The sequence below is a fragment of the Kaistella jeonii genome (assembly GCF_000812865.1).
GTDB lineage: Bacteria > Bacteroidota > Bacteroidia > Flavobacteriales > Weeksellaceae > Kaistella > Kaistella jeonii.
On sequence record NZ_JSYL01000004.1, the window covers coordinates 250,058 to 266,794 of the forward strand.

Annotated in this window: 8 protein-coding genes; 2 read left to right on the forward strand and 6 right to left on the reverse strand. The window is 37.9% G+C overall.

What is annotated here, in order from left to right; all coding sequences use genetic code 11:
• Window positions 1–331: 331 nt before the first annotated feature.
• On the reverse strand, window positions 332–7,498 hold the full coding sequence (locus OA86_RS08745) for a RemA C-terminal-like gliding motility protein (RefSeq protein WP_082017312.1): 7,167 nt from the start codon (window positions 7,496–7,498) through the stop codon (window positions 332–334).
• A 674-nt stretch (window positions 7,499–8,172) separates the two neighbouring features.
• On the opposite strand from OA86_RS08745, the gene lplA reads away from it, so the two are divergent.
• Complete coding sequence (gene lplA, locus OA86_RS08750) at window positions 8,173–9,156, forward strand: lipoate--protein ligase (protein WP_039351760.1); 984 nt, start codon at window positions 8,173–8,175, stop codon at window positions 9,154–9,156.
• Window positions 9,157–9,767: 611 nt separating this feature from the next.
• On the opposite strand, the gene OA86_RS08755 is transcribed toward lplA, so the two are convergent.
• Entirely contained in the window at window positions 9,768–10,172 is a 405-nt protein-coding gene (locus OA86_RS08755) for an endonuclease domain-containing protein (protein ID WP_246008040.1), read from the reverse strand.
• A 748-nt stretch (window positions 10,173–10,920) separates the two neighbouring features.
• Here OA86_RS08755 and OA86_RS08765 point away from each other — a divergent pair.
• Entirely contained in the window at window positions 10,921–13,476 is a 2,556-nt protein-coding gene (locus OA86_RS08765; RefSeq protein WP_039351763.1) for a M4 family metallopeptidase, read from the forward strand.
• A gap of 216 nt (window positions 13,477–13,692) precedes the next feature.
• On the opposite strand, the gene OA86_RS08770 is transcribed toward OA86_RS08765, so the two are convergent.
• The 4 genes from OA86_RS08770 to OA86_RS08785 all read right to left on the reverse strand — a co-directional run bounded on the left by OA86_RS08770 (window position 13,693) and on the right by OA86_RS08785 (window position 16,405).
• Window positions 13,693–14,238, reverse strand: coding sequence for a hypothetical protein (locus OA86_RS08770; protein ID WP_039351765.1), 546 nt, complete (start codon window positions 14,236–14,238; stop codon window positions 13,693–13,695).
• Between the two features lie 321 nt (window positions 14,239–14,559).
• The gene (locus OA86_RS08775) at window positions 14,560–15,666 is read right to left on the reverse strand and encodes a HigA family addiction module antitoxin (RefSeq protein WP_039351767.1); all 1,107 of its coding nucleotides are present in this window, start codon (window positions 15,664–15,666) and stop codon (window positions 14,560–14,562) included.
• A gap of 26 nt (window positions 15,667–15,692) precedes the next feature.
• Complete coding sequence (locus OA86_RS08780) at window positions 15,693–16,013, reverse strand: type II toxin-antitoxin system RelE/ParE family toxin (RefSeq protein ID WP_039351769.1); 321 nt, start codon at window positions 16,011–16,013, stop codon at window positions 15,693–15,695.
• A 161-nt stretch (window positions 16,014–16,174) separates the two neighbouring features.
• Window positions 16,175–16,405, reverse strand: a complete 231-nt coding sequence (locus tag OA86_RS08785; RefSeq protein WP_177187112.1) for a hypothetical protein — start codon at window positions 16,403–16,405, stop codon at window positions 16,175–16,177.
• Window positions 16,406–16,737 lie beyond the last annotated feature (332 nt).

The following is a 16,737-nucleotide window of genomic DNA, read 5'->3' on the forward strand; positions in this document are numbered from 1 at the left end:
CTATAATATGAAATACATAATTACATATTTATCGAAAAGCATTATTTATATAGGTAATTGTTTATTAAAAGATAATAGACCATTTGAATAATACGGACTAGATATCTGGCCATTTTCCTTACCTGAGAATGGTAAAATTTAATGACCGTCCGAGTAGGTGATTTTGTAATTTGTAAGTGCACCTTGACCAAAGGTGAATTATTTTCCGCAATTTGTTTTATTGTCTTATTTTAAGGCAATAATATTTTTACGGAGTGTGGGTCTTTGGATTTCTCAATTAAAAAAAGCCGAAATAAACTATTTCGGCTTTTCTCTCTAAAAAATTGTGCTGTTATTTTCTAATTTTTAAAACGGTGGTTGTTTTTTCCTGCAGGATTTTGAGTACATACATTCCGTTCGGCAATTCATTACCAGAAATTCCGATCTCTTTTTTGTTTGAATTCAGAGTCTGAAGCAATCGACCACTTGGATCATAAATTTCGAGCGTAGTGATTTTTTTATGCATTGCTTTTACCACAAAGTCATTTCCATCTCTATAAACAAAAACATTTTCTTTCACTTTCCCCTCTGTGGTCAAAACCGTTTCTGGTTTGTAAATAATTTCAAACCTACCGGAGCTTTCACCCGCATTGGCTGCAAAAGTGTAGTTGCCTTCACTCAAATTGGTGATGATGCCGGTATGCATGTCTTTTAAGTAGATGTTTTGTCCATTGTCGAAGATGCCTTCTTTTCCTGCCAGTTCAATTTTATAATTTCCGGCTGCAAAATGCTGACTTCCCAGTGGAATGACATCGGTATCGACAAAACTACTGCACCCATTGATAGAAACTTTTTCGTTTTCTACGAAGCTGTAAATTGCGTCGGAACCTCCTAGGGAGCGACTGTCATCTTGGGTGAACCCATTATTACCTTCAGGGAAATAAACAATGTTAATATTTGATGCAATGTTGGTCGGCGAAATCATATTAATCCAGAACTTATCTCTAATTTCCTCTAATCCTTTTGCGCTATTTCCAAAGAATTTTGTAGCACCATTTTCTGTAGTACGAATCGCATTATTAAATAACAAAGAAGCAGTTGCTACTTTGGATTTCACCATAAAACCTTGCCCGGTTTTTACATATCGAGTTGGTAATTTTGTACCCGTCAATAATGGATCTCCGGACGCATTAGTTTGCCCTAAACTAAACATATTGAAAGTAGCATAAGCTTGACCTCCATAATTACTTCCGGCTTGTTCTGTTTGAGAATTTGCTTTATTGTCCCAGAAATAAACCGTTGAGTCTAAGTTTCCGTTTGTCCCGCCATTTTGGCTGTATAACTGAACCAAATCAATATTGGAAGGATATGGATTTCCTACTAAATTGTAGCCTCTTTTCGGATCGAGAAGATCACCACCACCTTTAACGATGTTAAAATTAATAATGCCATTTTTTGGCGCACCGACAAATGTTGCGGTCGTTGCACCACCACTTGCTGGTTCTTTCACCGCCAAACCACGACCTTCAATATAGGCACCAGTGGAATTATAGAAACGATTATTGCTTTCACTGTGATACTGAACCACAGGTTCGGGAGAATAAACGGTTTTCAAACTTTGACCAATCACAGGGGAAATCAAGTAATTAAATTGTTGTCGCAAGGTGGAAACGACAATATCTCTTTTCGCTGTAATGGATGAACCAGTAAATGTGGCCAAATCATTTTTCTGTAAGAGATTTCCATCACTTTCAATAAGCATAGAACCATCGTTGGTGATATTTGCTTCTATATTAGCGTACGAATTTGGTGCTATTGTCAATTGATAAGGACTCATGTTTTTAAGACTGCATGCATTGAGGTTACCATTTGTTCCTGTATTGTAATTAGCATTCAACTTAATTTTATCAGTTATTGTTGGTGCACTTGTATTAATATTATTTCGCCCAAGCCAGTTTGAACCATCCCATGTTTTTTCAGCAATTCGAATCTGTGTTGAATTGGTTGCAGAATAACAAGTTGCATTATTTTCTCTGATCTGACAGTAGAATTGATAGTCATCTAAACCAGTAAGATCAGAAATACTTAAAGTTTGAGAATTGGCTCCGGAGTATACTCCACCATTTGTTATCGCGTTCCAATTTCCAGAGGTTCCTAATACATACCATTGATAAACAATTGATGGACCACCCGGAACTCCTTCAGTTCCACCAGAAGTTAATATAGCTCCTGTTATCCCACAGTTTATAACATACTGTGGACTGGTAATAAGAGTAGGTGGCGTTCTAATATCTGGCGCAATTCCAACTCCTGCTAAACACTGACCTGGAGAAATATTTTGAGTAGTCCAAAATGAAGGATTAAAAGGTGTATTTGGGTATAAATTGGTGTTTTTTCTTTTTAAATAATATCCTACATAATTGGGTGCTTTTACATCATCAATCAAAGTTGCTCCTTTCATCAACTTGAAACCATCATTAGCATTAAATCCTCCTCTAAAATTGTCATTAAATGTAGGATAGGTACAAAGAGAACCTGGAGAACCAGTTACTCCAATAACTGTAACAGAACCAGCTGCAATTGTTCCCGTAAGATTAGCATAAGTTGAGTAGCTGCCACCATAATCTTTAGCTCTCTGAATAGAATAGGAACTGAGATTTACCGAAGCTCCAGTTCGGTTATAAAGGGTAATAACACCGCCAGATCCGCCATTTTCGTCATAGACTTCATAAATCATTAAATCTGAGGCAGGACTACCTCCACCAGAAGATTCGCAGGCAGAAAAATCAGTATCGAACACATCAAATGATTGTGTTTTACTGCAACCTGTTGCCAATTGAATGATAAAATTACCATCATTGGCATTATTCGGTACTAAAACTTCTATTGTATCTGTAGTATTAAAGGCGATAGGTATCACAACATTATTATAAGTAACTGTAGCGCCTAAAAGATTACTGGTTGAAGAAGAAAAAGTAACCAAGGTATTTACTGGACCCGAAGTAGGAAAAACATTGACAGTGGGTACCGTAGTACAATTACCCGTTCCTTCTATTGCAAATATATACGGATTTTCATCAGAATCATTATTCTCAATTCTAACATTTGCTGTTCGCAATCCTGCAACGGTTGGCTGAAATTTAATATTAAAAATTACTGGACTACCATTCACAACAGGCGTTGCTGCCTGTTGCGTTACAATAAAATCAGAAGGGTTAGCCCCTTCAATTTTAATAATTGGTGATCCTGTTAAATTCAAGTTGGCTAAACCAATATTTTCGATAGTGAAAGATTTGGGCGCAGTTGCAGAACCAAGGTTCGTTAGTGCAAATTGCGTATTGTTGAATCCGTAAGGAGTATCCGCACCATTTGGAATTGAATTGCCAAGTCCTCTTACATTGATTTCTGCGTTTACAGGTTGTGCAATCGTAATTGTGTAATCCTCTACTTCGCCATCAAAATCAGTAATACAAGATGTAGCAGCAGAATTAAATTTTGCACTTATTCTCATTCTAACATCTCCCAAGTAAGCGCCAGTTGGTACCGTAATATCCAGCGGAGAAAGAGAAGTTGTACCATCTGTTTTATTAAAAGCAGTTCCAAGGTCAAATTCTTCACCACTGTCATTAAAATCTCCATCGTGGTTCCAGTCTATCCAAGCTATTGTGTAAACAGTAAAATTTCCTGCCGTATTCACCCGAACAGTTAAAGGAATAGTTTCCCCTAATGCAACAGAAGTAGAAACTGAGGTAAAATCGGTGTAAGCATTTGCGCCAGTTGAAGTTTGATTAATCGTATTAAACTCAACTTTGGTAATCCCAGTTGCATCTGTTGTACTACCAGAAGAAGCACAATAACTAACTCCAGTTGTTTGGCATACCGATAAGCCATCACTCCATTGATTGCCGCTGTTTAATTCTCTTACAAAAACTTTGTAGCAATAATTTACACCCTCTGTTAAACCAGTCACTTTAATACTATTTCCTGTATTTCTAAAAACTACAGAATTTGTACCAGCATAATTAGCATTTGCAGTATAAGTAAAACCGTCTCCTGTTGGTGTTAAAGTAACGGCACCGTTATTTGCAACGACCATATATTCATAGCACAATGGAGAATTGGGAACCACATTCCAGGAAACGGTAGAAGTTGTAGGATTGATTGCAGCTGTCAAATTGGTGATTTCTGGAACATCTATCGTGTAGGTCTGGTTCCAAGATCCAGATGCATTAATTCCTGCTGCCCAACCTGTTCCTGTTTCCCCTACATAAGCAACTACCTTGAAGGTATATTTTGATAAGTTACTTAAACCAGTAATTGTTGCAGTAAGCGCATTACCTTTGAACACCGCTTTACCTAATGTCGTGTAAGAATTAGCCAACGAATAATTTGTATTTGCAATATAACCAGAAGCATTTCCAGCAGATGCTGCCACCATTTGCGGTATAGTAGAATTGGGTTGTACAAAAACAATATAACCTGTTGTTGATCCGGACGCAGCATCCCATTTTAAAGTCACTTGATTATTAGCAAGGCATGACACTAGATTTAAAGCATTATTTGGTGCGGCATTGGTAACTGTTAGTGTCGCAGTCCCATCAGTGTTTGTATCTGTGCAAGGTATATTTGCCGTTAAAACGCATCGGTATTTATAACCGTTCATTACAAAATTTGAGTTAGTTATATTTAATGTTGAGGTGGTTACCGTAGAATATGGAGCTCCATTTGATAAATTAGTAAATCCACTACCGGCATCTACTTGCCACTGATAACTTGCCACATTCGTTGCAACTGCCTTAAAACTTGTATTACTCCCTGCAACAACAGATGCGTTTGCAGGTTGTGTTGTAATAGTAATTGGTGCATTAACGACAACTGCATTATTTACTGTTCCCGTAGACCAACAATTACCATTATAAATTCTTACATAGTACGTCCCCGAAGTTGAAACTGTTTTTGTTGAATTTGCTGGTTCTGCAGTACTCTTACCCGTTGGTGTAGTTTGCCAATATGCATTTCCAGAATCTGCACCGGTATAAGATAAAACCGTAGAAGTACAAGCAGGTGTAGTTCCTGTAATGGTACCAACTGGATTAGCTGCTGGTGTACATGCTGCAAATGGTGTTACATAGATGTCATCAATATTAATTTTATTGATTCCACTTATTTTTACAATTCTAAAACGTACATTTCCAGATAAGTTAACTGTGAAACTTTGATTAGTGAGTGTTGTAGAAGATGTTGTAATAGTAGAACTAACATAATCTGTCCAGGTAACTCCTCCATCAGTAGATGCTTCTAATCGCCATGTAGAACTGAAATCTGAACCAAATACTGCATGCAAAATATTTACAGTTCCTAAACCATTTGTTAAATCAAAATTCATTGAGATAACACCCGCGTTTTGCATTCGAACTGATGAGTTGCCATTTTTTTTGTCATTAGGAATATTACCAATTAATGCGTCACTCATATTCCAACTTCCCGCTGTACATGTTACATTTCCAGTCGCATAAGGGCCTTTTGTACCTATTTCAAAATCTTCCCATGGTGCAGAAAGTGTCGTGCAAGTAGTCTGTGGCTCTGAACCTAATTTATAATCAATGGAAGTTCCACTATTGGTATAAGACCATATTTTAAAATAATAAGCAGTACCAGAAGTTAAACCTGTGGCAGTATATGAAACACCTACCACATTTTGTGTAGTTGCTCCATTAGATTCTGCAGTTCCATCTACAGGTGGTGTAATTGCACCATAAGAAGAACCCCATTTTATCAAATAACCATCTGGAATAGAAGCTCCTGTTGCATCTGTCCACGTAAGCGGAATAGTTGTAGTGGTCGTTGATCCAAAAGAAAAAACTGTGGGTTGATTAGTTGGTTCTGTTTTAAGAGTGGCAAAAGAAGATTGTGCGGAATAAGAAGTTCCACCGCTATTAGTAGAATACGCTTTAAAATAAATAGTTGTTCCTGATGGTAAACCCCCAACCGCTTGAGTAAAAACTCCTGTTCCAAAAGAACCCGAAGCAGAAACTTGCGTACCAGTACCATTCGTAAAATTATTGGTTGTACTCCACTCTACGCCTCTCGTAGAAGCATTACTACATCCAATGTTCGCAATATTACCCCCAAGCGTAGCGGTATTAATTGTAACAGCAACAGAAGTCGGGGTTGTAATTGTATTAGCTGTATTGATTCCTGTACCACTTGCCGCTACATTAATGTCACTTGCACCGCCACCACCGACGACAATATTGCCATTATAAGCTGTGGCTGTAACAGGACTAAATTTTACAAAAATATCTTGAGAATAAGCACCTCCGGGTTGTGTTAAACGCAGTGTAGAAGAGTAACTACCACCCGATGTAGTGCTGAAAGTATATCCCGCAAGTGCTGCAACTGTTACATCAGCAGCAGTAATTGTAGTTCCGGTAATGGTAAAAGAATTAGGACCATAAGTGTTGCTTATGCATTGACTACCAAAAGCGGTTAATGTTCCTGCTGATAAAGTTGGACTTCCACTTGGAGTTGTTGTACCACTTTGTTGGGTTTCCGAAGAATAGTTAAAAGCTTTATCTATCGTATAAACTTTATACCAATATTGTGTTCCTGAACTTAATCCAACACTATCTGTAAAACTAGTACCTGCACCTATATAACTTACCGTTCCTACTAACGAACCTGTTCCATTTGTTGTATTATTACCAACTGCATAAATACCATTTTGATTAGGGTCGTTATCAGCATTGGGAGAAGATGCATATCTTACTACTATGTAACCACCACCATCTACACCGCCCGAAGCTGCACCCCAACTCACATCTAATGAAGAAGTAGTTGCATTGTTGACTGTGACAGTACCAGGTGAATTTGGTGCCGTAACATCAACAGTAGCGCTTTCATATAAAACGAAATCATCGTAAAATGTATCTCCACCAGTTCCTAATTGTTTCACTAACATATGAGCCGCTGTTGAAGTAGCAGAAGTAGTCGAAGTCGGCGAAAATGTAACTTTTTGCCAATTGTTTGCCGCCGTAACAGCAGTATAACTGCCGCTTGAATTTTCTGTACCTCCTCTATAATTACCTGACTGATTTTGAATAGTGTTTGTGGTACTAATAGCTCTTCGGTAATATTGAACCTGCCAAGCTGTAGTACTAGCGGAAATCGTCATAGTGGGAGAAAATACTCTACACAATGTCCCACTCGTAGAAGTTACTTTCATCGAATTATTCCCGCTTCGAACGGTTCCTGTTTCATTGGCAATTGTTGCGGTAGTTGTTGATTTTGTCCAATTTGTTGCAACTGGGGTTGAATTAGTTGTACCATTTACAATAGTGGCTGCTCCCTCAAAACCTCCGTTTAATCCAAGATAAGAATTAGTCTGCCCAAAAATTCCCACCGAGCTCAGTATTAAAAAAGCCGCCAGTACATATTTTTGAAAGGGTTTAGAGAAAGAATTTTGGGCAGGACATTGCGCACCAAAAAGCATACGAGAGCGTAGAGGTATTTTCATCATTTAAATTTGTGGCTGTAAATCTACAACAATTTCGCTTCCAATATATTAAGTCTTAGTAACATGGGTGAAAATAATTGCGTAAGTTTTAGTTTTTATTGCTGTTACCAGATTTTTTGACCCACTACGGGTAATTAGGATTACCCAATTTCTGTTTTATTAAAGTTGAGTATTTCTTCTTTGAATTCTAAATTGAAAATTAATAAAAACATTCTGGCACTATAAAAGCGCATTATAGAGAAGGTATAACTACGAAACGATCTGCTGCAAGTCGAGTCTGTTTCCTTTAATTCCACTCTTTTTCTTTCATTTGAAAAAAGTTGACAGGTTTTGACCGCTTTTGACAGGAAGTGCCCATTTGCTTTGCACTCCTTCGATAGGTGTTCAAGGCTTCTTCGAGGCTCTTTCGATAAAAAGATGTCTTTTCCGAAGAAAGGTCGAAAAAAATATATAAATAAATAGGTAATGGTGAATGGTGAACGGTTGAATTATATATTTTTGATAGAAAAATTGGTATTCTTGACTTGAAACATAAAATTTAAAAACTCGCATCTCCCATTCAGCAACTTATTTGCTTTTTTCGCGAAAAACTGCGCTTCTTGGTGTGAAGAACTCCTATCCTAAAACCAGTATCTTAAACCTTATAAAATTACTTATTTTTGTAAAAAAGATAAACTATGCTCCTCATCGATTCCCCCTCTCATAACGCTTATTTTAATATTGCTGCGGAAGAATTTCTACTCCACCGCTTTCCTACCGAAGATATATTTCTGCTTTATGTAAACGCACCGTCGATCATCGTTGGTAAATTTCAGAATACTTTAGCTGAAATTAACCTGGATTACGTAAAAGATAAAGGCATTAAAGTCGTGCGCCGTATGTCTGGTGGTGGCACAGTTTACCACGATTTGGGAAACCTCAATTTTTCTTTTCACACCCTTTTGGGGCAAAATGACTTTGGTGATTTTTCTTTTTTCACAAAGCCGGTTCTCACCATGCTCAATGATTTAGGCGTTCCCGCCGAATTGAAAGGCCGAAATGATTTGTTAGTGGATGGTAAAAAATTCAGTGGCAATGCTAAACTGGCGCGACACGGGAAAATGATTCAGCACGGCACCATTCTACTCGATTCCGAAATGGAAGTTTTGGGAGAAGCTTTAAAAGTGAATCCTCTCAAATTTATTGATAAAGCGACGAAATCAAACCGCGGCAGAGTGACCAACCTCATCAATTATCTTCCAAAAGATACCACAACCGAAAAGCTGAAGGAATTATTGACCTCAGAAATTATCAAAAACAATCCCACCGCTGAAAAGTATGAACTCAGTGCCGAAGATATTTTGGGCATCGAAAAACTTCAGCAGGAGAAATACGAAACCTGGGACTGGAATTTTGGATTCTCCCCCAACTATAATTTTAAAAAAGCCATTAAAATTCCCGCCGGATTTATTGAAGTACACCTTGATGTAGTTCATGGCATCATTGAAAAAGCCAAGATATTTGGAGACTTTTTTGCCTCCATGCCCATCGAAGATCTGGAAGAAATGCTCGTCGGAAAAAAACATAATGCAGAAGATCTCCACCAGCTGTTTACCCACACTGATCTCACCGATTTTTTTGGAAAAGTAACGGCGGAAGAAGTTTTGGAGGGGTTTAAGTAGGTATAAGAAGAGGCAAGGTAAAAGTTAAAAGAGCCAAGGGATCGGGGTCGTAAATGGTGATTGGTCAATCTTAAACCACAAAATTTAGTCCGATTATAATTTTTCAACTACTTATGACTGGAAGCTATCTTAATTCATCCATCCTTAATGGTCAATTTTAAGCTATAACAGTTTAGTTTAAATAGAAACCTCCTTCCTTTAGATTCTCGAAAAAGTCTTTTCTTTCCCCCGTCCCTAAAGGGAGGAAAAGACTTTCGCTGAAATTCAGAGCGAGAAACCTCCCACTCTTTAGGGTCTCGAAAAAGTCTTTTCTTGCCCCGACCCTAAAGGGAGGAAAAGACTTTCGCTGAAATTCAGAGCGAGAAACCTCCCACCTTTTAGGTCTCGGAAAAGTCTTTTCTTGCCCCGTCCCTAAAGGGAGGAAAAGACTTTCGCTGAAATTCAGAGCCAGAAACCTCCTGCACTTTAGGGCCGGGGGAAAAGTCTTTTCTTTCCCCGTCCCTAAAGGGAGGAAAAGACTTTCGCTTAAATTTAGAGCGAGAAACCTCCCACCCTTTAGGGTTTGGGAAAAGGAGGTTTCGGATAGATGTAAATAACATTTAACGGGTTTACTATTTTGAGGGATTTATCTTAGATACCGCAGCTCTTATTGCTGCAATGACTTTATCGATTGTATGCTCTACTTCATGGTTTGTAAATCGAATGACTTGCAGTCCATTCGCAACTAGATAAGCTGTTCTTTCATTATCTTTTTTTTGTTGTTCTTCTGAAAGATGATAACCGCCGTCAACTTCAATAACAAGCTTAAGCCGATGACAGTAAAAATCAGTAATATAAACACCAACAGGATGTTGTCTCCTAAACGTAAGCTGATCTAACTGATTGTTTCTAAGCTTTTCCCAAAGCACTATTTCCGCGGAGGTACTGCACAAACGCAACTCACGAGCTTTATCGAAAATTACTGCCGGTGCTCCTTTCGACATACCATCATGATGAAGTGGTCTGTATTTTTTCATCTTTTAAAATTAATAATTCAGACTGAATGCGCAAAGTTCTATGACATTTTAAGTAGAAACCTCCCACCCTTTAGCGTCTCGAAAAAGTCTTTTCTTGCCCCTGACCCTAAAGGGAGGAAAAGACTTTTTCTTAAATCAGAAGCGAGAAACCTCCTGCACTTTAGGGCCGGGGAAAAGTCTTTTCTTGCCCCCGACCCTAAAGGGAGGAAAAGACTTTCACTTAAATCAGAAGCCAAAAACCTCCCACCCTTTAAAGTCTCGAAAAAGTCTTTTCTTGCCCCCGACCCTAAAGGGAGGAAAAGACTTTCACTTAAATTCAAAAGCCAGAAACATCCCACCCTTTAGGGTTTGGGGAAAAGGAGGTTTCGAATCGTGGTAGAATCAGGGTAAAAGTTAAAAGACCCAGGTGAATTGCGACATTTGGAATTCTAAGTTTTGTCCAATGAAAGTGCGGTGCGTTATGAATAATGAAGCAAGTTAATTCTTAAAGACTTTTTTGGAGAATTTGTAGAATACTTTTATACCATTATTTGAATATTAGTGCGATTTTGGTAATTATTTAAGGAAGGAAAATTAAGAATAGCTCTATTTTCACCTCAAAACATTGCCTTTATCTTACAAAACTCCTTTTTAAAATGGCTTACTGATAAGGCCTTAAAGCTTTATTTCAAGTTTTGAGAATTTTTTCTCTATTTCATAAAGCTGATCTCCAACAATGCATTATATTTGCTACAAATCAAAAATATTTATGAAAAGAACACTAATTTTTGTTTTAGCCTTATCTTATGCTTGCGTTTTTGCACAAGAATCAAAAGAATTGACAAAGCTAAAACAGCAAAGTAATGCTATGGTTACCATAAGTAACAGCACTTCTAATCCGAATTTTATAAGATTCGATAATGCAGAAGGACTTAACCTAAAAGCAGCGAACCCAACAGCAAAAGTGAGCGAATTCTTGGCAACCAACTTTAAAGCTTTCAATTTGAGATCTGATAAAGACATGGTTTTCGTAGAAGAAACAACAGACAATTATGGTCTGCAGAATGTTATTTACAGACAAAGTTATAACGGCATTCCAGTTTACGACGGTATTTTGAAATTTCATTTTAATGGAAAAGGACAATTAGCATCACTGAACGGAAATACAATTTCTAATATTAAAGTAAGTACCGTTGCCTCTATTTCTCCCGCAGAAGCAGGCGCAATTGCTACAAATTTAGTAAAGGATCAGAACATTACCACCTCTAAAAGCCCTTTGGAAATTGGAAAGAATAATCTTTTAATATTTCCGAAAAATCTCGTACAGGGCGGACAAATAATTTCCTATCTGGCGTATGAGGTCGAAGTAACCAACAAAAGCGATGTCAGAGAATTTTTATTCATCGATGCGCATACCGGAGAATTGGTAGAGCAGTTTACAGGCATCCATCCGATCGACAGAAAATTATATGAAACCAGTACGAGTGCTGCTAACCTGAAATGGAAAGAAGGCGACGTATTTCCCGGAGCTTTAGATCAATGGCAACAGAGTGAAGTAGTCACTTCTGAACATGTTTATAATTTCTTCAAGAACGCTTTCAATTACGTTTCTTATAATAGTTTAGACGCTACGATGATTACTGTTAATAATGATCCAGGCATCTCTTGTCCCAACGCAAACTGGAACGGAGTTACGGCGAATTATTGTACCGGAGTTGCAGCAGATGACGTTGTAGCGCATGAATGGGGACACGCTTATACAGAATATACAAGCGGATTAATTTACCAGTATCAATCTGGTGCTTTAAATGAATCCTATTCTGATGTTTGGGGCGAAACGATTGATCAACTTAATGGATATTTCGATGAGGGTGAAAATTTAGCTGTTCGTACAACAACGAGTTGCACTGAAAGTCAACGTTGGAAAATGGGAGAAAAAGCCACCGCTTTTGGAGCTCCGATCCGCGATATGTGGAATCCTAAATGCAACAGCAATCCTGCAAGTGTTATCGATACTTCATATTATTGCGGTACTGGAGATTCCGGAGGTGTACACCGGAATTCAGGAGTGACCAATCATTTATATGCTTTGCTTGTAGATGGTGGTACCTTTAACGGATATACCATTAATGGTATTGGTTTTGTAAAAGCTGCCCACTTATGGTGGAGAGCGCAGAAAAACTATTTAACACCAACCAGTGATTTTGCGGTTTTTGCAGATGCTTTAGAGGCTTCAGCTACAGATTTGATCGGAATTAATTTACAGGGGATCTCAACAACCCTTATTCCTGCCGGATTAAGTGGACAATCCTGGGCAGCAAGCGATATTCAAAATCTTAAGAATGCCATCCTTTCTGTACAGTTGAGAACTTCTCCTAACACGCAGTGTAATTATGTTCCTATCTTAAAAGCAACTCCGGATTTATGTGCAACTGCCATTTCAGGAGCTTTGTTTAGTGAAACCTGGGAAAATGGCTTAGGAAACTGGACGGTTAATAATGTACCTACAAATCCTTCCTCTTGGGAGAATAGAGATTGGGTCATTAAAACCAATCTACCAAAAGGCAGAACTGGAAAAGGAATCTTCGGTGCAGATCCAGTGAATGGAAACTGTACGACAAGTATGCAAAATGGTATTCTGCGTTTAGAAAGTCCAATGATTACCTTCCCTACTTTTACGACAGGAATTTACCAGATGGCATTCAATCATTATGTTGCCACTGAAGCAAAATGGGATGGTGGAAACGTTAAGTACAGCCTAAATGGCGGTGCCTGGACTGTGCTTCCGAAATCAGCATTTTCTCAAAATGGGTATAACACCAATCTGGATGGAACTTCACAAAATGATAACCCATTAAAAGGACAGGCTGCATTTAGCGGAACCGACGGCGGATCTCTAGGTGGAAGTTGGGGACAAAGTGTGATTGATTTATCTAAAATCGGTGTAATCTCAGGATCTAACATTAAGTTCAGATTTGAGGTAGGAACTGATGGCTGTAATGGTATCGACGGTTGGTATTTAGACGAGATTTACGTTTACAACTGTGATAACCCATTAATGGCTGTTGAAAATCTATCCATGAATAATGCAGTGCAGGTTTTCCCTAATCCAACTTCAGGGAAACTGACTATCCAGAATAACAAACAATTGAAATTGAACAATGCGCAGATTTACTCTGTAACCGGTCAGTTAATTAAGAGTTTCAATCTGGATAAAACGGCTAAGAATTCAATAATCGACATCAGTACTTTCGCTAAAGGAACTTACATCATCAAAGTAAATTCTGATACAGAAAGCACCAGTGTAAAAGTGATTAAAAAATAATAACTGATCCTCGTTTTATACGATAAGATCACCTTATTAATAACAATCCGGAAGAGTAACCTCTTCCGGATTTTTTTATACCTTCATTGCGAGGACCGAAACGCAGTGCAGCGACGAAGCAACCCCATGCTTCTGAGCTAAAACATTAAATTTTAAAGTGGTGTTTATGACCGTATTCGTGCCTCGGTGTTTAAATTCTGCGGAGCTGCGTCGCCTTTATTTCACCTTTTCCAAAAGAAATAAAGTAGCCTGCGAAAAATTCAGCTTCGGCATCAGATTGCCTTCTAGAACCATCGTTTTATGAGTAGCATCAATTACCGAAATATACGTATTGGAATTATAAGTGATGTAATTCTCTCTTTCTTTACTTAAAGGGTTTTTGCCAAAATCAAAAGAATACTTTACCCACTCTTCTTCGTCAGAACTGCAATGCACGGGTTTGAATTTAGACTTTCTGGAATTGAAAACAATTTGGTCGAAACCCTGCGTACACTGACTGGTAAATGTACTTTCGGGATTTTGATCTTTTTCAAAATCTTCAAAAGAACCATGATAAACGCCAACCACTTTCCAGGTGCCGTCAATACGGTCTTCATCTATTTTCCCCTTGGCTTTTCCTACCGCCCAGCTGACTCCTTTTACTGTGCCTTTTACGGCTTTGAAGCCTACTTTCGCCACCCCTTTTACGGCTTTTGCTGCGGTAGAAACCACGCAGGAGTTCAAGACCATAGCCGTCAAAACTAGAAATACTATTTTTTTCATAACCTGTAATTAATGTTTGTTAAACGAAGATAGTGTTTTGTAGGAGAACTGGATTACGCAATGAAATCGGTCCCTTAGCAAATCTTTATTGCTCGCTGAGCGGGACCACGCGAAAGGATTCGCGCGGCAGCGGGGGAGCGGGACCACGCGAAAGGATTCGCGCGGCAGCGGGGAAGGGATTCGCGCGGCAGCGGGGGATGTTACATTTGCACTTTCCTTATAATTCCTGTCATGTCCACTGTTAGAATATTCATCCTAAAGGTTACCATTTTATGTTTGCGTAAAATAAAATCTTCCGTTTACCATATTAAGGTACTTTCTTTAGTTAATATCGTAGCTTATTTGAGTGAATGATTTAAAATCATTCAAAGTATGGCAAATTCTTCCTCTTACAATACAAGGATGTGTTTTTATTTTTTTTGCAAAAGCCTCTATTTTTTCGTCATTTTTAATGAGTTTTAAATCTTTACTAAACGCGACCCATTCCTTTTGATCTATCAAACTATTTTGCGCAAACACATTTGCTTCTTTTTCTTCTGTTGATTGTGTATATTCTTCTTCTTCATTTTTGCTGTCAAGATCAATAAATTCAGCTTCGTTGTTGTTGACCAAATGTTCATAGACATGTCCTAATTCATGATATAGGGTGAATGCAAAATTATCCAACCGATGGTGTCTCAAAGTCATTCCTATGGCTGGATTTCCCTCGCTCCAAAAGGACACTCCATCTACTGGTGTTTTTTCTCCTTTAGTTTGATAAATTACTTTGATACCATACTCCTGTAATTTTGATTGTACATTATTCAGTACATTTTTGTTTTTTAATATAATGGTATTAAGTTCCTCAATTAGCTGTTCTTTGTTTTCATGATTGAATGCATCTACCAAAAGTTCTTTCGCTTTAAATTGCACCAGCTTGACCCAACCCATGATATTGACTACATCATATTTCAGTTTGGTCGATTTTTTAAAACGCGCATAGGTCTGCTGTACTCTTAGAGCCGCCAACTGATCTAAATTTGAAACACCGTAAATGTTTCTTATGATTTGATTATCTACCAGAGGATTACCACTAATTATTTTTTCTTTTTTAAAAAAAGCTACGGGAATAAAATCTTTTGCAACCTTCCATACTTCGATAGCTTCTAACTGCTCCTTATTTCTTGCCTCAATTCGTGCTTTATCCAGATCGTAGTTTTTTTGTGCTTCCAACCAGTATTCTGCATCTACCTCTAAAGTTTTTTCTATTAATAAAGCAAAATCAGCATTAATGTTTCGTTTCCCTTTAATTACTTCATTCAATTGGGTTCTGCTGATCCCTATCATTTTTGCAAAATCTATTTGTGAGAAATTATTTGCTTCAATTTCATCTAAAAGTATTTCGCCAGGATGTGTCGCAAAAGCAGGTATTATTGTTTTTGTTGTCATTCTTTCACTTGTTTTTTTGTTTCTAACTATTCGTAATGCTTGCTTAACTCTTCAATTTCCAGAATATCGATTATTAATTCATTGGAAATGGAAGCTAATTCTTTAAAGAGTATTCTGTACTGCATGTTTACCGCTACAGAACTCAAACCTTTTAAATTACCTGTAAGTTTTTCATATCGCAACGATTTAATTTGGTACAATTGTTCGATTTTGGTTATAGATTTCAATTTATTAATGGTTTTAACATACTGGGACACCAATTGTTTGTTAGACTTATACTCTTTATATACCTTGGTATTTCCTTCGTAGATCTCTTCCAGATAGGTTTTTTGAAATTTTATTTCCATATCGATGGTGAAACGCTAATGCAAATATACAGAATTGTTCACAAAAAAGTGAACAATATATAAATATTTAAAAGTTAAATTACCAGATCGCTCGGATTTCCCCTCTACCGCACGAATCCTTTCCCCGCTACCGCACGAATCCTTTCGTGTGGTCTTCTCTATTAAATCCCATAATATCTAAATACTTCAATATTTTCTAAAAGTCCCTTTTCATCGGCATAATCAATCGCACTGCTGTATCGGTAATCCTCCGCCCTGAAAACCAAGCCCGCTTCCACCGGGTTTTGATGAACATAATCGATTTTTTGTTTAATTACGCTGTTGCTCCACAATTCAATCGGTTTATTATCATGACGCCAAAACTGATACTGAGTGACATTTGAACTTTTCATGGTGACCACGCGAAAGGATTCGCGCGGCAGCGGGGAAGGGATTCGCGCGGCAGCGGGGAAGGGATTCGCGCGGCAGCGGGGGATTTTTACTTTGGTAATAAGCCTGTCTGGTCACACCAAACCATGAGCATAAGTCGGCTAAACTTATACTCTTGAAGTTTCCCTTCATTATTTCTATAGCTTGGTATTGGACTTTTTTCGGATAGGAATATTAAACTCTTTTTCAGCAATATCTACCATGGTTGAAAAAGCAATGGCTTTCATTTCAGCTGTTTGCAACTGTTTTTCCAACTCTGATATTCGTTTCTTGAGTTTGAGCATCTCAAAATCAT